Source organism: Bacillus sp. FSL W8-0183, from assembly GCF_038006825.1.
GTDB lineage: Bacteria > Bacillota > Bacilli > Bacillales > Bacillaceae > Bacillus > Bacillus altitudinis.
In genome coordinates this window covers 3,882,807-3,900,348 of sequence record NZ_JBBOVY010000001.1, presented here as the reverse complement: position 1 = coordinate 3,900,348, position 17,542 = coordinate 3,882,807, and the positions used below count along the sequence as shown (strand labels likewise).

The following is a 17,542-nucleotide window of genomic DNA, read 5'->3' as shown; positions in this document are numbered from 1 at the left end:
TAAATGAAGAAACCGATGATTCAATTCGAACATTTCGGATTCAAGTATCGCAGTCAGGCAGAACCAACATTGAAAGATATCAACCTGACCATCTATGAAGGAGAAAAAGTCCTCATCGCAGGCCCGTCTGGATCGGGAAAAAGCACACTAGCCCATTGTATCAATGGGCTAGTTCCTGCGTCTTATAAAGGTTCTATGGAAGGAAGTCTTCACATCGGCGGGAAAAATGCAGAGAAAGAGAACATTTTCTCCCTCTCACAGCTCGTCGGAACGGTGCTGCAAGATCCTGATGGACAATTTATCGGGCTGACCGTTGGAGAAGATATCGCGTTCACACTAGAAAATGATCAAGTCACACGCGAAGAAATGAAAACACGTGTCGAGAAAGCGGCAAAATTAACAGAGGTAGACGGCAAACTGGCATCATCCGTGCATGAGCTGTCAGGCGGTCAAAAACAACGTGTCGCTATCGCAGGCGTACTTGTCAACGATGTCGACATTTTGCTGTTTGATGAACCACTGGCAAGCCTTGATCCCGCAACAGGCAAAGAAGTGATCGATCTCATTGACCGTCTGCAAAAAGAAACGAAAAAAACGGTCGTGATGGTGGAACATCGATTGGAAGACGTCCTCTTCCGCCATGTCGACCGCATCATCGTTGTCAATGACGGCACGATTGCAGCGGATATGACACCAGATGAATTGCTCGCCTCAAATGTATTAGAAGCGGCGTATTTACGTGAGCCTTTATATGTGAGAGCGATGAAATATGCAGGAATTCCGATTGCAGCAGGAGATCAGATCGCTAATTTACAGCATCTCACCTTAAATGACGAGGCAAAAGAGAAAATCGAACAATGGATGGAAGCATCTGAGCCATCAGTCGAGCAGAATGAAGCGCCGGATTTACTAGAAGTGCGTGAGCTGAGCTTTGATTATCCGACAAGACCAAACACGCTGAGCAACATCTCTTTTACCGTCAAAAAAGGAGAAATGATTAGCATCGCCGGTGCCAATGGCGCAGGCAAGACGACACTATCCAAGGTGCTCTGCGCATTTGAAAAGCCAACAAAAGGGACAATCCTTTTAAATGGCGATGACATCACCGGAGACACCATCAAACAGCGCTCCGAACGAATCGGTGTCGTCATGCAAAACCCAAATCAAATGATTTCGAAACAAATGATTTTTGATGAAGTCGCCCTCGGGCTCGTTTTAAGAGGTGTGAAGGAAGACGACATCAAGGAACGAGTGGAGCGAGTCCTGAAAGTGTGCGGGCTGTATCCATTTCGGAACTGGCCGATCTCAGCCCTCAGCTTTGGACAGAAAAAGCGCGTCACCATTGCATCCATTCTTGTGTTAGAACCAGAAATCATCATTTTAGATGAGCCAACGGCCGGTCAAGATTTTAGACATTACACAGAGATGATGACGTTTTTAGAGCAATTAAATCAGCAGGGCGTCACGATTTTGATGATCACCCATGATATGCATTTGATGCTCGAATACACAACAAGAACCATTGTCATTTCAAATGGAGAAAAAATCGCAGATGATACACCAGCCAAAGTGCTGACAGATCAGCTGCTAGTCCAAAAGGCGAGCTTAAAAGAAACGTCGCTCTATGAACTGGCGCTAAAAGCAGACTGGCCAAATCCAAATGAACTCGTGGATCGCTTCATTGAGGTTGACAGAAAGGAACGAATGACATGGCTGTAGACATGCTGTCTTATATCGATCGCCCGTCGCCAATTCACCGGCTGACAGGGGCAACCAAACTCATTTGCTTTATCCTCTGGTCATCCGCAGCGATGCTCACATATGATACAGGCGTATTAGTGTTTATGCTAGTTGCCAGTATCGTGTTCTTTCAGCTATCAAACGTACGATTTCGTGATATCTCTTTCGTAGTGATTGTCTTGGCGATTTTTCTTGTCATCAATAACATCGCCATTTACGTCTTTGCGCCTCAGCAAGGTGTCGCCATCTATGGAGCGAAGCACGAGCTGTTTCACATTGCAGGCTGGTACAATGTCACGCTTGAACAGCTTTTCTATCAATTGAACATTACACTGAAATACGTGACTGTGATGCCAGCAGCGCTTTTGTTTATCGTGACAACAAATCCAAGTGAATTCGCCTCATCGCTCAGCCGAATCGGGGTCAGCTACCGGATTTCGTATGCGGTAGCGATTGCTCTGCGCTATATTCCAGATATTCAGCGTGATTTTCGAACGATCGCGATTTCTCAGCAAGCAAGAGGCATTGATTTATCGAAGAATGAAAAACTGGGAAAACGGATTAAAAATGCGCTGTCGATTGTGATGCCGCTGATTTTCTCCAGCCTAGAGCGGATTGAAACGATCAGCAATGCGATGGAACTGCGCGGGTTTGGAAAGCATAAAAAGCGCACATGGTTTACGGCGAAAGACTTTCAAAAAGCAGATTATGCGGCGTTAATCTTTGTTGGAGCGGTACTGATTGTGTCGCTAGTGATTACATTTGTTAGAGGAACGAGATTTTATAATCCGTTTTGATAGAAGGAAGCCTTCACAGGAGTGGAGGCTTTTTTATTTGGTTTGTGGATAAAAGGTGTGGAAAATGGTAAAAGACTATTAACATGTGAATAAATCGGTTATATTGAACAATGAGCGAAACACTTGTGAATAACCAAACAACATATTGGAGGAATTAGAAACTTATGAACAAATCACTTTATGCTTGTGCAGAACATATAGAAACCGTACTAGACATGTACATAGATGATCACGAAACACCGCCAGAATTCAGAAAAATCGAACATACACACAGCTTATCCACAACCTGTGAATTGTGCGATGAACCTGCAATATATATAGTGGGGAACGAATGATCGGACACAAAATACACAAATTTTATCCACAATTGTTGATAACTTATATGAATAACTTGTTCTTAAGGTGGGGATGACCTGTGAATATATCAATTATCACAGTAGGAAAATTAAAAGAGAAGTATTTAAAGCAAGGCATAGCCGAATACACAAAACGATTACAGGCATACGCAAAAATCGAGATCATTGAGCTCGCAGACGAAAAAGCACCCGAGAATCTCAGCGAGCAAGACATGAAAATCATCAAAGACAAAGAAGGCGAACGCATCCTAAGCAAAATCAACCCAGACGCCCACGTCATCGCCCTCGCCATCGAAGGAAAAATGAAAAGTTCCGAAGAATTAGCCGATACAATAGATAAGCTGGCAACATACGGAAAAAGTAAGGTGTGTTTCGTCATAGGCGGATCCCTTGGGTTAAGCGATGCTGTGATGCAGCGGGCGAATGAGAAACTATCGTTTTCGAGGATGACGTTCCCGCATCAGTTGATGAGGTTGGTGTTGGTGGAGCAGATTTATCGGGCGTTTCGGATTGTGCGGGGGGAACCGTACCATAAGTAAATGAGGTTTAAAAATTAAAGTATGATTTTCTTAAATGAAGATGGATAGTTTGTGGCATATCTTCGTTATCAGCTACCTATTTCGGTTCATATTCTACAGTGATAAACAATGAGGATTCATTTTATTTCTACAGTGATCATAATTATTTTTTGTGAAAAACCTTATTTATTAAGCATCTTTGTTTATTTTTTCTGCAGTAATTATTGACTTTATTTCGTTTGTGTTTTATTATTTCTACAGAAAACGAAATGGAGTGATTACTGATGGCAAAAGTTAAATATTTGATGCAGGGTTTAAGTAAAAGAGAGAATCATAGAAATTACCTTGAAACGCTAATTGGTTTAGAGGATGCCAATGAGATAATTTTAAGTGTGGCATTTTTAACGAGCGAAGGTGTCTATGTACTTGAAGAATCTTTGAAAAAAAACAGAGAAAAAATTACCTTCTATGTTGGCTGCAGAAATGGTGTAACTTCTCTACAGGGTATTATCAGCCTACTTAATATTGGTATAAATCCTATTTTAGTGGATACAGGAAGCAACAATTTTATATTCCATCCCAAAGTCTTTTTTGCACAGTCTAATAATCAAGCTTTATCGATTGTTGGCAGTGCAAATTTTACTTATGGAGGACTCATAAAAAATCTTGAATCAAGTGCTCTATTAGAATTAGATTTTAGCGTAATTGAAGATAAGGTCTATGTTGATGACCTATTATCAACTTTTAATACACTTTCTTCTTCCTTCCCTGAAAATGTATTTCAGATCAAAACAGTTGATGAGGCACAATTGCTTTTTGAAGAAGGACGTTTAATTAACGAGAAGACCTCCAAAGTTGTAGTAAAAGGAAAAAGTAAAGGCAGTAAACGTGTGGCACCTTCAATGCAATTAGAACATGATCATGTCAATGTTCCAAAAAGAGAAAAAACTTCACTTGTTGGCTCTAAGGATGATGAAAAGTCAGAGACTGTAATTGTACAAGATAAGGGCTTGAATTTAGTGGAAGTATGGAAAAGTAAAGAGTTGACTAAGAGAGACTTGAATATTCAAACAGGCGGTAAGACTAATGTTACTGGGTCGATGTTATTGAAGAAAGGTACCTATAAAGTAGATCAACAAGTTTATTTTAGAGAAAAGGTATTTGCTGATTTAGAATGGCAGCCAAAAGAAGGGAAACCTTCATATTTCCATTATGCTAATGCAACATTTTATTTTATAGTTGAGGGTGTTGATTTTGGTAGTTACTTGCTTGAAATGAAACATGATACTCGAACTAACACAAAAACGTACCATCAGAGACAACCTATGACACATCTATTCTGGGGAGAATCTAGACATTTGATTTCAAACCCTCATTTGTTGGGGAAAACCTTGAGATTAATGAAAGTAAGAAACTCAAAATCGGAGTTCTTACTCGAAATTAATTAATAAAAAGCTCACTTCGCTAGCAACAAGCGAGGTGAGCTTTTTAAAATGAAAAATAAAACACCCAATATGAACGTATGTTCCACGTTATGTGGTAGAATATAAAAAGGTGATTAATATGAAATTAAAAGAAAATGCAACTGCTGAAAAATTAAGAGGTGCTTACTATACCCCTCCTGAGCTCGCTAAGTTTATTGTGGAATGGGGTATGGATAATAATATAAACAAAGTCTTGGAACCGAGTTGTGGCGATGGAGTTTTTTTAGACCAATTAAGACAAAAGAAGGCTGACTTTAATTGTCTAGCCGTAGAATTGTTCCAATCAGAAGCGGAAAAGGCAATTGATTCTGTAAAAGATGATAAGCGTTTTAATATTATAATTAATGATTTTTATGCAGAATATCATGACAACCTAAGAAATTCTGAGTTTGATTTAATTATTGGAAATCCACCATATATTAGATATCAGTATTTAACTAGTGAGCAGAGAGATGAACAAGCTCGAATTTTAACATCTAATGACATGAATTCAAATAGATTAATAAATGCTTGGGTTTCGTTTACTGTAGCTTGTGTACAAATGTTAAATGAAAATGGGAAAATAGGATTTGTAATACCAGCTGAATTGCTGCAGGTAAAGTATGCTGAAAATTTAAGAATGTATTTAATGGAGCATCTGAATAAAATTACAGTTGTGACATTTAAAACTCTTATATTTCCTGGTGTAGAGCAAGAAGTTGTTGTATTACTTGGTGAAAAAGATGAAAGACATGAAGGAGAGCACCTTATAAAAATTCTTGAATTCAATGATATACAGGAATTGTTAATGAAATTTGATGATGAAAACAGACAAGTTCCTTATAAAGAAATAGATTTCACCACAAGTAAGTGGACGAGATATTTTTTAACACAAACCCAAAATGAAGCTATTAACTTAATAAACGAAGACAACAGGTTTTATAACTTTGGTAATATAGCAGAAGTCGATGTGGGTATTACAACAGGTAATAATAAGTTTTTTAGTGTCAACAAAGAAACAATTGATCAGTATCAACTTCAAGATGTAAGTATCCCATTAATTGCAAGAAGTGTAAATATTCCCGGTATTTTATTTAATAAAGAAGATTGGATTAATAACGTTCGATCAGGCGCAAGGACATATTTATTGAACTTTAATCTAAAAGAAGATGATCAGTTAACGGAACTAGAAAAAAGATATATAAGAGAGGGAGAAGAGAGAGGAGAACATAAGGGTTATAAATGTAGGTTGAGAAACAGATGGTACAAAATCCCATCAATATGGGAACCTGATGCTTTTTTCTTAAGGCGTAACCATCTTTATCCAAAATTTGTGTTGAATAATATAAATGCTGTCAGCACTGATACAATGCATAGAATATCTTTTTCTATGTTGGTTGATAGACGAAAAGCAATAATAGCTTACTATAATAGTATTGGACTAGCTTATACTGAACTCGAAGCACGAAGTTACGGGGGCGGCGTCTTAGAAATACTACCAAGAGAATTAGAAGGTGTTGTAATCCCAAACCTTGAAGAAATAGATATTAGTGATGAATTAATTAATGAATTAATCTCAGAGATAGATAAAATTACTAGAAAAAGTACAGATATTGTCGAAGTATTAAATTTAGTAGATAAGCGAATTCTCATTAATATTCTTGGTATGTCTCCAGAGTTGGTTAAGACGTTTAATGAAATTTGGCTTACTCTTAGAAATCGAAGACTTGGACGAGCGTAATTAAAACTTTGTTGAAAAATATATTATTAATTAGAGCCTCGGAGTATATTACTTCGAGGTTTTTCTGTAGTTAACATAATGAAAACCAATAGGAGTGGAAAATGAGAATAAAAAAAAGCACAATTGTGACAGAAGTCGTTTTTGATAATGAAATGAACAATAAGTTTTTATTAAGGAAGGAATGGAATCTTAATAAGAAAAAGGCACTTGTCATCATGAAAAAGGCAGGACAAGCTAATGAAATATTGTTAGATCGCACAACCATGTATGTTATGAATAATCTTTCCAGGTTGGGATATGGTGGTGTGAATATAGTGAATCTTTTCCCCACTGTTAAAGGAAAAGAAACAAAAGAAGCTATCAGAGGCAATTTAAAATGCATCCAAGAAGCATTCGAAAGTTCGGATGATGTAATTATTGCTGTTGGGAAAGGGGTAGAAACAAATATAAAGGCCATTAAACGTCTCAAATCAATTCTAGGTAAACTACTAGATAAGAAAGCTAAGATTTTTGAAATAGAATCGAATTCTGGAAGAAAAGGTTTTCATCCTCTATATCCAGAATTACAGAATCAATGGAAGTTAGTTCCCTATAGTAGAGAGAAGGAATAAGTACATTGTATACAGAGCAATTAATTAATTTATTTAAAAAGAAGTTTGGAGTCAAAATGGAATCAAATAATTTAGGAAATGAGACGGTTTTGCTGTATCATGACGAACTTGATACTGCCCTTTTTCCAAATCATTTGTTAGAATTATTTCCGAATCCTGTTTTGATTCACACATATACTTATAAAGAAGACTCAGAGTGGTTGATTGGTATTGCATTAAAGGCAATAACAAATCAGCCACTCTATTTTATTTGCTTAAAAGATGGGAAGAAAGTTGATGAGCAAATATTCAACACAGATTAACAAGTATTAATGGATGTTCTAAAGTTGATCACTAATGAAATCAGAGTCCATTTTCATGAATGTTACTTTTCATTTTTCTGACAATTTTATAAAAATAATCAAGAGAGAAGTCCGTAATAATATTGGACTTCTCTTTATGAAGTGATTGGAATTGTGCAAAGAGTTCTTTAATGTTTAATCCGTCAATTGATCCAATTCTATTAAGTTTCTCGTTATGAATAACTAACTCTTCAATAGCGCATAAAGTATCTTCATTTAATTTATAAGGTTTTCGTTTTCTGTGTATTGTGGAGCTTACATCAATCATATTTATGTATTCTGATAGATCAGCATCTACATTTAGATTGAGTTCAAGAATTTTTTTCTGATACCTTTTGATAATTTTTTGAACCGTTCCTCGACTAATCCTCAACTGGCGACTAATTTCCCGCTGTGTTAAGCGTTTAATAAACCATAAGTTATAAATTTCTTTTTTTTTGTCTATTGAAATCAAAATATATCCTCCTTCTCAGCATCATTATTTAATTGTAAAGTGGATCAATTTAAAAGTACAATATGGCATTCATCTAATTATATTGATTATAAAAGAACAATATATTATAGGCACCTTTCTAGAATTATGATTTTGAGTATGGTGTTTTTGATTTTATTAAGGAGGGATTTTAGTGATACGTAAAGATTGTGAACCAGTTATACTAGTACCACCCAGTGAGGACATTGAATTATTCCCTTATCGTGTTCAAGGGAATCAGTTATGTAAATTTGATAAAAAAACGGAGGAATATAAATATATCTCTAAAGCAGCTAAAATTAAATCCATAGAACGCTGTTTAGAGACAGGCGAATTAAAAATGAAAATCATTTTTTGGTCAATTGATCGTTATATCACAATGGATATTGAAAGAGCGGATTTAGATGGAAAAAGCATAAAGAAATTCTTGAATCAAGGCATGGATATTATTGGTGATAAAAAGACAAAAGAAGTCTTTTCATTCCTTAGTGAGCATGAGAAGAGCATCCATCCAAGTAATTTCCATACAGGATTAGGATGGGATCGAATAAACGGATTTATGAACTATAAAAGCCATTCACTTATCAATAATAATGGAATTGAATCAAGATATTCGGGTGAAATCAATTTACAACCAAAGGGATCTCTTGAAGGGTATGAAGATTTATTAAAAGAGTACGTTTTAGGACATGCTCCTCTCGAGCTAATGTTTTGCATAGGTCTCTCTGCTTCATTGTTAGGATTTCTTAATCAGTCAGGTGAATCATTATGGGATTGGTCGCTTATGTGTCACATCCATGGGTTCTCATCTACTGGCAAGACTACCGCTAGTATGCTTGCAGTATCACCTTTTGGTAATCCAAACAGTAGTCATCAAGGTCTTATCCGTTCTTTTAATGGAACAAAAAATGCTCTCATCTCCTCGTTAAATGGCAACTTTGGAATGCCAATTGTCTTCGATGAAACAACGATGAATGAAATGGAAAGGAAGGAATTAAGCTCCCTTCTTTATGAATTTTCACAAAATCAAGAGCGAACACGCCTTAATCAAGATTCCACCATGAAGAAAAGTGGCACGTGGTGTACAACGATTATAACCACTGGAGAGCAATCCATTATTAATAGAGCAGAAAAAAATGCTGGGCTTCGGGTTCGTTTGTTTGAATTTGAAGGGATCAACTGGTTTAAAGATGCCAATCATGCAGAAAATGTGAAAAAGGCAGTGAATCAAAACTATGGATTCTTTGGAGAAGCATTTGCAAGACTCCTTAATCGTTATCCATCTAGGGAATTGGAAGAGTTGCTAGAAAGAAATAAAGAAGAATTAAAAAAAGAGATGCCTGTTAGTCATTTAGTTGACCGCATTTCTGGAAAAATGTCTCTTATATTAACAACTGTTGATCTTTTAGAAAAAGGATTTGGATATAAATTATGTCGTAATCAGATTAAGAGTATGCTAATTGATCAAGAGAAAAAATCTTGTGAAGATCGAAATATTGGTGAAAATTTTCATAGACAGTTTATGGACCATGTCATTCAACATAGTAGAAAATATTATCAAAAAGGATCTAGTGGAGGTGTCTCTGAAGTTTGGGGCACAATTGAATACGAAAAAGGTAAAACATACGTATACACTTTGTCCAACGTATTTAAAGAAGCTGTAACTCATTTGGGGTATCCAAATGACAAATCGGTACTACTTGCATTAAAAGAAAAAGGTGTGCTACATCACGAAAATAACAAATTGAAAATTCGGAAAAATATCAAGGGAGCGAGTAATCAATCAAAAAATGGTGTTTATACGATCTGTATTGTTTTTTCTGAGGATATTTTATCTTTAGAAAAGCCATATGAGAATTTTATATGAGAAGCAGCAGGGGGGATTTTCCCCCATTCCCCCGTTTATTTAACTGAATGAATTAATATATTGTTCAAATATATATCATAAAAAAGGATGAGGATAATGGATTTATTTTACGAAGATAAGAATAAAGATTTTGATATTGTTATAGAAATGATGACTCATGTTGTAAGAGAAGCGATTAGTGATATTGACAAAGAATCAAAGAAAAGTGAGGAAGGAAGATGAATAATTCGACAAAAGAAATAATGGATCTAAATACGACATTAGAACGGAAAAAGGCTGCGTTATATGTGAGAGTATCAACAACAGAGCAAGCGGAGGAAGGCTATAGTATTGAAGAACAAATTAGAGTTTTGAAAGAAATGTGTGATCGTGAAGGATATGAAGTTTTCAAAATTTATGATGATAGAGGTATAAGTGGCAAATCAATAAAAGGCAGACCTGCATTACAGCAATTACTTAGAGATGCAAATGAACATGCCTTTGATATGGTTCTTGTTTGGAAAATGAATCGATTTTCAAGGAAAACGTTAGATTTGTTAACTATCGTTGATTTGTTGAAGAAGAAGCATATTTCATTTCGTTCTTTAACAGAGCGTCATGAAACCGAAACGCCATCTGGTGTTATGCAATTCCAAATGATGGCGATTATAGCCGAGTTTGAAAGAGCAAACATAGCAGAGAACGTAAAGATGGGAATGATTGCAAGAGCAAGAGAAGGATCATGGAACGGTGGACAGGTTCTTGGCTACGATGTGGTTGGTCATTTTGATGATAACCGTAAAAGAAAACAATCTAAATTGGTCATCAATGAGGAAGAAGCGTCAATAGTAAGAGAAATATTTCACATGTATACCACAGGTCATGGCTATAAATCTATTGCTAATCATTTGAATAAAAAAGGTTTCACAACTAAAAAGAATAAATCATTTTCAATATCAGCGATAAAAACAATTTTAACAAATCCATTATATGTAGGCATGATTCGTTTTAATGTAAGAAGAGATTGGGAAGAAAAGAGACGCAATAATATTAATCCTCATCCAGTCATAGAGAAAGGCAAACATCAGCCAATCATTACCGAAGAAACATGGGAAAAGACAAAATCTATTATGAAAAGTAAATCGGGAAAACCAAATCGAATCCATAATGGCAAATTCCCTTTAACGGGCATTATGAAATGTCCTGTTTGCGGGTCAGGAATGGTTATAGGAAGAACAACCAATAAGAGAAAAGATGGAACAAAAAGAATATTAGAATATTATGTTTGTGGTGCGTGGGAGAATAAAGGGTCTACTGTATGTCAATCAAATGGAGTGCGTGCTGATTATGCAGACAAATATGTTTTGAATCAGATTTCTAAAGTGGCGAATAATGAGAAGGTTATTAATGCTATTCTTTCTAAACTCAATAATAGTGAAAAGAATGAAATGCCTGAATTAGAGAAACAATATAGACAGTTGAAAATTGATCTATCAAACCTGCAATCAAAGAAACAAAAAGTAATTGGGATTTACGAGGACGGGACAATTACTAAATTAGATTTGCAAAATCGATTGAAAAACATCAATTCTGAACAAGAAAAGCTAGAGGAAAGAATGCGCCTCATTACAGAGAAGTTAGGTGAAAGCCACACGAAACCAATAGATTATAATGTTGTAGCAGCTATAATGAAAGAGTTTCATAAGAGATTAAAAAAACAATTGACCAACGAACAAATGAAACAGTTAATGAGGTTGATGATTGATCAAATCACAATATCTGATAAAAGGGAAATTGAAAGTATTCAAATAACGTTGAATCATCGAGTCTTAAAATATTTTCATAACGAAAAAGGAGTAGCGGAGTCATCCAATGAGGATGATTTTGCTACTCCTTTTTCTATTTGTTTTGATATCTGTCATTTGTGAGAGGAAGTGATGTTTGAAGGTATGTTTCAGAATCATAGGGGGAATGGGGGAATTTTAAACAGTCTAATGATTTTTTGGAATGGACATGTTGTGTCCATGTATTTGGTTATAGTAAAAAACAACCAACATAATTGCAGAAAAGGTGTATGTGTTGAAATTTGAAAGAAACAAAACTAATCGGATGCTGTTCTTGTATGAAAAACTTTTAAACAAAGAAGTGATTAAAAAGCAAGTAGAATCAGATCGTTTTCAAGTGACGCTCAAGACGATACAAAGAGACGTTGCTGATCTGAAATATTATATTGAAAGGTTCCATTATCAATTAGAACTCATCTATGATCGGCGTTTAGGAGGCTATACTCTGTCAATCAACGAGAGTATGCAATTACATAAAGGTGAAATGATGGCTCTTTTTAAAATTTTATTAGAGAGTAGCAGCTTAACATCAAATGAATCAAGAAAATTATTAGAAAAGATTCTCTTCTTAATCCCTAGCCAAGATCAACAAACAACTCAATTTTTCTCAAAGTACTTGCATGAATGTGATACTGAAAAAGATGCAACGTCAGTATTGAACACCTTAAAATTGTTGACTGAGGCAATTGAAAAGAAAAAATGGATACAATTATCAAGCACAGAAAAGGGAAAGATAGTCTTTGCACCAGTAGATATTCTATTACACCAAAACTCTTTCTATCTTACAGGATTTTTGAAAGAAAAAATAACAAAAGAGCGTTTACCAAATGTTTTTCTCATACAGAAGGAGATGAAGATTGATGTATTATCGGAAAAATTTCAGGTCCCTTCTCATTTTAGAGTTGATGGAGAAATGCTAAAGAAAATGATTTAGATATAGAAAGGTGTAAATTCTATGGGGAAAGAATTAACTCAACACAAAATGGTGCAGCTACTTGACTGGTGTTTTGAGAAATCATTGAATGGTTTTTCAACCTCACTTTCTGCAAAGCAGTTAGCGGAGGATTATTTGAAAAAGCATCGATCTAGAGAAGATGCAGTAAACGCTTTAATACGTTGGCAGACCGCAAAAGTCGGTGCAACTGGGTTTTTAACTGGTGTGGGTGGTGTAATGACTCTGCCTGTTGCTGTCCCAACAGATATGGTAACTAATTTATATAATCAAATTCGTATGATTGCGTGTATTGCTTATTTAAGAGGATACGACTTGCAAGACGATAAAGTGAAAACATTTGTATACATTTGTTTAATTGGAAAGAGTGGAATAGAACTAATCGAAAAATTGAGTTTAACTATAGGAGGAAAATTGGTTGTAACTACAATACACAAAGTCCCTAGACAACTACTAGTGAAGATTAATCAAAAAGTTGGTTTTAGACTTGTAACAAAGTTCGGATCAAAAGGTGCTGTAAACTTAATTAAACTTGTCCCAATTGCTGGTGGTGTGATTAATGGTTCGTTTAATGCTAGTGGAAATATGATCATTGCAAAGGTAGCAAAAGAAGTATTTGTTCCTTTTGACACATTACGAGAAAAAGCAGAGGGGGAAGAGACGTGTTAAGGTCAATGTATTCTGGTGTTTCTGGTTTAAAAGCCTTTCAAACAAAACTTGATGTTATAAGTAATAATGTTGCCAATGTAAACACTGTATCTTATAAGAAAGATCAGGTTACTTTTAAAGATATAATGAGCCAAACACTGGAAACTGCTTCATTAAACAAGAATTCTAAACAAGTTGGATTAGGTGTATCTGTAGGTGCAATTCATACTAAACATGCTCCAAACAGTCTTGAAACCACGGGAAGAACACTAGATGTATCTATCCAAGGAGAAGGGTATTTTATAGTTCAAAAAGGAGCGGATGATACAAGAACATTTACAAGAGCAGGTAACTTCTATATTGGAGCTGATGGTGTACTTGTGAATCAAGATGGTGTTCCGATTAAAGGATTAGCTAGAAATAATCAAACAGGTGAAATATTGCCACCATTTAATAACACGATTCTTCTAGAATCTATTATAATTCCAAAGCCATCTGATTGGGATGCTACTTCTGGAGAGGAACGCCCAAATGTTAATATTCAATCAATTGGGAAAGATGGAACGGTTTATTATACGATTGTCGGTGATGAAGGTACATTAAGAGAAGCAGGACCTATTGTTCTAGCAACCTTCAATAATCCAGCAGGACTGGACAAGATCGGTGGAAACCTATATCGTAAAACTGCAAGTTCTGGTGATGAGCAATATGATCCAAATGATGATAGCAAATTGAGATCAGGTACATTAGAAATGTCTAATGTAGATTTATCGGATGAGATGACCGAGATGATTATCTCTCAACGGGGGTTTCAATCAAACGCAAGAACACTGACAACCTCTGATGATGTATTGGCTGAACTTATGCAGCTTAAGAGATGATGTGAAGTAGGACAAAGTCGAATCCAGTGAAAACCTAAAAGTCACAAAAGGCTGCACAGCTTTAGCGTGTGGCTTTTTGCTATTTTTGTTAATGAACTCGAAATATTTCCAATTAATAGATAGAGATAGTAAAATAATACATGTGAATTAAATAAAGGGTGGTGACTTTCCCTGAATAAAATACTTGATGCAAAAGCACTTACAAAAGCCATGGATACAAGAGCAAAACACTATCAGGAACTTCGCGAACAAATGGTCGATTTAAAAAAGGCATTACAAGGTGTCGCAAACCTCGGTGATGACTTCACTGGGAAAGGTGCAGATAACATTAAAAGCTTTTATAAAGAGCTTGCTGGAAATGTAGACATGTTTATTAGCTTCATTGATAAGCAAAAAGCCTTTCATGAAGGTGTTTCTGGGACACTTGATGATACGAGCTTTGGCGGCGATACCTTTGTAGAAGAACACTTTTTAGACAACGCAGTACATATGGGCATCAAGAATGCCAAAAGCATTGTAAAGGATCAGAAAAAAGCACTCAAAACAATTTTTGAAGACATTGATGATCTCATTTCTCTAGAGGTATTTGATAGCCAAACCTTTGATGAAAAGATTGCAGATGCGGAAGACGAGCGAAAAAAGACGGTTAAGGATTTAATAGAGCTTGATCAAAATTTAAAAGATGAATATGCTTTGTCAGAAACGGAACAGCAAGCTACAATGGCATTGTACGCTGAAATGATCAATGCGACAAATGACGGAAAAGCGATTTCGCCTATGAATTTTGACAAAAAAGCGTTTCAAGATAGTGAAATCTACAAGGAAAAAAGCGATATTGAAAAGCAAACTTCTGAATATCTGAAAATCAAAAAAGAACAAGGAGAAGCACGCAAGATAGCAAAGGAACAAGAAGCACTCGCCAACCGTCCTTGGTATGAAAAAGCCCTGGACTATGGAGGAAACATCGTGAATGAACTGACTGGCGTGAACGATGCAAAACGTGCCGCAACAGGCGTTGACCCAATCACAGGTGAAGAGCTCACCGCAGGACAGCGAGTCGCTGCAGGCGGCATGGCAGCAGCGGGTTATATCCCAATCGTCGGTTGGGCAGGACGCATTTTCAAAGGCGGGAAAGCTGTCTATAAAACCACCCAAGCCACATCAGCCGCAGTTAGGGCAGTCGACATCTACAAGACGTCCCAAAAGTCCTTTGATACCTTAAAAACATCTCAAAAAGGTTTATATGGCCTTACCGCCACGAACGGCTTCAGCGAAGCGATTACAGGGAGAGACATGTTTGGAAATAAGATCTCGAAAGAACAGCAGGAAGCGAGTATGAATGCGGCGCTTGGAATGCTTTTGCCGTTTGGGACGAAAGGGTTTCAGGGGAAGATGGGGACTAAGGGTACAAGTGGGATTCAAACTGGTGGTAGGGAAATTTCAATCGATGATTATCTAAAACAACTTGATAGAGCAGAAGAAATGTATGCTAATTTTAGAAAATCTAAAATTGATGTTCAGTTAATTTCTAAAAATACAGGAATGACTAAAGAAAGAGTTCAAAGAATTAAAGAGCATTTATTTATTAAGGAACACATAAAGGAGCATGGTGTCGGACGCTTTGATCCTGATTATGAAATTGCACAGGCATGGGACAGGCTACAAAAAGGAAGTTATAATAAGAATGATATTGCACTATTAAATCATGAAATATTTGAATCAAAGTTCGAGGGGATTTTTAAAACTAATTATAGGACAGCACATGATAAAACAGTAGAGTCTGGTCGTCCTTGGTATCCATTAAAGGAGGAATGAAGATGGCTTCATACGTCTTGTTACTAAAAGAATTTGAAAGTAAAGATGCAGTCATATATAGATTTGGTCCAAATGAAAATAGTATGGGGAAAATTGAATTGAATAAATTGACGAGAAAAGTTTCAGAAATAGAAGCTATACCAGATGAGAATATTCCCTCAAAATTTTATTTTGATAGAGCTGCTCAAAGGTTAGCAGTTTGCCTAATCAGAGAGGGAGGAGTATTCCCAGAAAGAACTGCTTTTGAGTCATAAAAAAGGTTCAATCAAAACTCATATATCAAGAAATAAGAAGATGAGATACATGAGTGACTTACTATACCATGCATATTTTCCCGAGAGTCATGAGTTTCATGTTTCACAGCAGGATGTCATGAACAGTGGAATTAAATATTCCACGAAGTCTAATCATAGATATAGTAATGGTGGAAGAGTGAAATTAGAGATAACAGAAAACTTAAGACCTTCGGATATTCCTAAATGGATTAATTTCAAAGAAGCAATAGGCGCTGATATAAACAATCGTTTTTCCGAGTCTTTTTGTTTCCCTATATTTACGGACAAGATATTTGTATTTGATAGTGAAATTTCACTTTCTATTTATGATCAAGCATTCTATGAAGATATGAAAGAGTTTGATGAGGAAGCTTTAAATTTTGACACTGGAGAGACGATTGATTATTGGATTGAGCAGTACTGGAAAAGTATGATCCCACTCAAAGATTATTTGAGGAAAAGGCCTTATCCAGAGCCAGAGGTATTAATATTTGAACCTGTACCGAAGGAAATCATTAGTTTTTGTGAAGAGTGATAAGCACTTTCTAATTTAAATGTAGTTCTAGAGATCTTCTAACATAAAATAATATTTTAGAACCTTGGTAGAGGTTGGTCTCCACCAAGGTTTTTTAATAACCTCATTTAAAGGCATCACGGTGAGCCTTATCATAAGTGAGAATAAAATAGAAAGGAACTTAAACGTCTCCCTTATCTATTTATTCGTTTGTTTTTGTGTATCCTAGGTAGATAAGTCAACGTTCTGATCAAAAGCATAGCTTTCTATTTTCCTTATAGGATCTTTTGTTGACTTTTTTACACCAGCTGTCGTGAAATCAAATTTAAGTATATCTTGTCTATTTGTCTCCCTTCATTTCGAGAGGGAGACGTAGGTGTGATTTCGATTTCTTACGAAGTAAATCAGAATCATCAAGTTTATTGGTTTACTTGTTATATCGGCTAACTTTTCTACTGTTTTTTCTAGTTGCTGCTGATTAGCAAGTTTGACTTGTTGTTCTTCTAATTTTTCAGCGATGGTAGTCATCAAATCAGGATCTTTCATTAATTTGTCAGTGATATTTGTGATATACCTTTTCCATTTTTTTAATTCAGATTCTAAGTGTTTCTTTTTTCCTCCATTACTAAGTTTGAGCAGAAAAGAAGCATCTGCCTAATTTCTGACCTATCCAACAAAAGTATGTTGACTAAAAAAATTATTTAGAGGTAATTATTGTGTGGTAATAT

18 protein-coding genes are annotated in these 17,542 nt (G+C 35.8%); 17 read left to right on the top strand and 1 reads right to left on the bottom strand.

Annotated features, from left to right (window positions below; all coding sequences use genetic code 11):
- The first annotated feature begins 3 nt into the window (after positions 1-3).
- The 8 genes from NSQ64_RS20525 (at position 4) to NSQ64_RS20490 (ending at position 7,528) form a co-directional block, all read left to right on the top strand.
- Positions 4-1,719: an ABC transporter ATP-binding protein gene (locus NSQ64_RS20525; protein ID WP_341018135.1), complete on the top strand. Its 1,716-nt coding sequence runs from the start codon at positions 4-6 to the stop codon at positions 1,717-1,719.
- A complete protein-coding gene (locus tag NSQ64_RS20520; protein WP_024718473.1) occupies positions 1,710-2,537 on the top strand; it encodes an energy-coupling factor transporter transmembrane component T family protein in 828 nt (275 codons plus the stop codon). The genes NSQ64_RS20525 and NSQ64_RS20520 overlap by 10 nt, the downstream gene beginning before the upstream one ends.
- 164 nt (positions 2,538-2,701) lie before the next feature.
- Positions 2,702-2,872 carry a CxxH/CxxC protein gene (locus NSQ64_RS20515; protein WP_008360116.1) on the top strand — a complete coding sequence of 57 codons (171 nt, stop codon included), beginning with the start codon at positions 2,702-2,704 and terminating at the stop codon, positions 2,870-2,872.
- A gap of 80 nt (positions 2,873-2,952) precedes the next feature.
- Complete coding sequence (gene rlmH / locus NSQ64_RS20510) at positions 2,953-3,432, top strand: 23S rRNA (pseudouridine(1915)-N(3))-methyltransferase RlmH (protein WP_041508068.1); 480 nt, start codon at positions 2,953-2,955, stop codon at positions 3,430-3,432.
- 263 nt (positions 3,433-3,695) lie between these two features.
- Positions 3,696-4,859: a hypothetical protein gene (locus NSQ64_RS20505; RefSeq protein WP_341018132.1), complete on the top strand. Its 1,164-nt coding sequence runs from the start codon at positions 3,696-3,698 to the stop codon at positions 4,857-4,859.
- 115 nt (positions 4,860-4,974) lie between these two features.
- Entirely contained in the window at positions 4,975-6,615 is a 1,641-nt protein-coding gene (locus tag NSQ64_RS20500) for a class I SAM-dependent methyltransferase (protein WP_341018130.1), read from the top strand.
- 101 nt (positions 6,616-6,716) lie between these two features.
- Complete coding sequence (locus tag NSQ64_RS20495; RefSeq protein ID WP_341018128.1) at positions 6,717-7,226, top strand: DUF1643 domain-containing protein; 510 nt, start codon at positions 6,717-6,719, stop codon at positions 7,224-7,226.
- A 5-nt stretch (positions 7,227-7,231) separates the two neighbouring features.
- Positions 7,232-7,528, top strand: a complete 297-nt coding sequence (locus NSQ64_RS20490) for a hypothetical protein (protein WP_235673264.1) — start codon at positions 7,232-7,234, stop codon at positions 7,526-7,528.
- Positions 7,529-7,568: 40 nt separating this feature from the next.
- Here NSQ64_RS20490 and NSQ64_RS20485 read toward each other — a convergent pair whose 3' ends face one another.
- A complete protein-coding gene (locus NSQ64_RS20485; RefSeq protein ID WP_341018125.1) occupies positions 7,569-8,021 on the bottom strand; it encodes a helix-turn-helix domain-containing protein in 453 nt (150 codons plus the stop codon).
- Positions 8,022-8,193: 172 nt separating this feature from the next.
- On the opposite strand from NSQ64_RS20485, the gene NSQ64_RS20480 reads away from it, so the two are divergent.
- The 9 genes from NSQ64_RS20480 to NSQ64_RS20440 all read left to right on the top strand — a co-directional run bounded on the left by NSQ64_RS20480 (position 8,194) and on the right by NSQ64_RS20440 (position 16,835).
- Positions 8,194-9,906 (top strand): DUF927 domain-containing protein, encoded by a 1,713-nt coding sequence (locus NSQ64_RS20480; RefSeq protein ID WP_341018123.1) that lies wholly within the window; start codon positions 8,194-8,196, stop codon positions 9,904-9,906.
- A 96-nt stretch (positions 9,907-10,002) separates the two neighbouring features.
- Positions 10,003-10,128 (top strand): hypothetical protein, encoded by a 126-nt coding sequence (locus NSQ64_RS20475; RefSeq protein WP_260775064.1) that lies wholly within the window; start codon positions 10,003-10,005, stop codon positions 10,126-10,128.
- Positions 10,125-11,813, top strand: a complete 1,689-nt coding sequence (locus NSQ64_RS20470) for a recombinase family protein (RefSeq protein ID WP_341018120.1) — start codon at positions 10,125-10,127, stop codon at positions 11,811-11,813. Before NSQ64_RS20475 ends, NSQ64_RS20470 begins: the two co-directional genes overlap by 4 nt.
- A 151-nt stretch (positions 11,814-11,964) precedes the next feature.
- Positions 11,965-12,663 (top strand): helix-turn-helix transcriptional regulator, encoded by a 699-nt coding sequence (locus NSQ64_RS20465; RefSeq protein WP_341018118.1) that lies wholly within the window; start codon positions 11,965-11,967, stop codon positions 12,661-12,663.
- A gap of 21 nt (positions 12,664-12,684) precedes the next feature.
- On the top strand, positions 12,685-13,350 hold the full coding sequence (locus NSQ64_RS20460) for an EcsC family protein (RefSeq protein WP_144626521.1): 666 nt from the start codon (positions 12,685-12,687) through the stop codon (positions 13,348-13,350).
- Positions 13,344-14,210 carry a flagellar hook-basal body complex protein gene (locus tag NSQ64_RS20455; RefSeq protein ID WP_341018114.1) on the top strand — a complete coding sequence of 289 codons (867 nt, stop codon included), beginning with the start codon at positions 13,344-13,346 and terminating at the stop codon, positions 14,208-14,210. The genes NSQ64_RS20460 and NSQ64_RS20455 overlap by 7 nt, the downstream gene beginning before the upstream one ends.
- A gap of 210 nt (positions 14,211-14,420) precedes the next feature.
- Entirely contained in the window at positions 14,421-16,025 is a 1,605-nt protein-coding gene (locus tag NSQ64_RS20450; protein ID WP_445684652.1) for a ribonuclease YeeF family protein, read from the top strand.
- A gap of 2 nt (positions 16,026-16,027) precedes the next feature.
- Positions 16,028-16,279, top strand: coding sequence for a hypothetical protein (locus NSQ64_RS20445; protein WP_058336409.1), 252 nt, complete (start codon positions 16,028-16,030; stop codon positions 16,277-16,279).
- Between the two features lie 49 nt (positions 16,280-16,328).
- Complete coding sequence (locus tag NSQ64_RS20440) at positions 16,329-16,835, top strand: DNA polymerase III (RefSeq protein WP_341018111.1); 507 nt, start codon at positions 16,329-16,331, stop codon at positions 16,833-16,835.
- Positions 16,836-17,542: the final 707 nt, after the last annotated feature.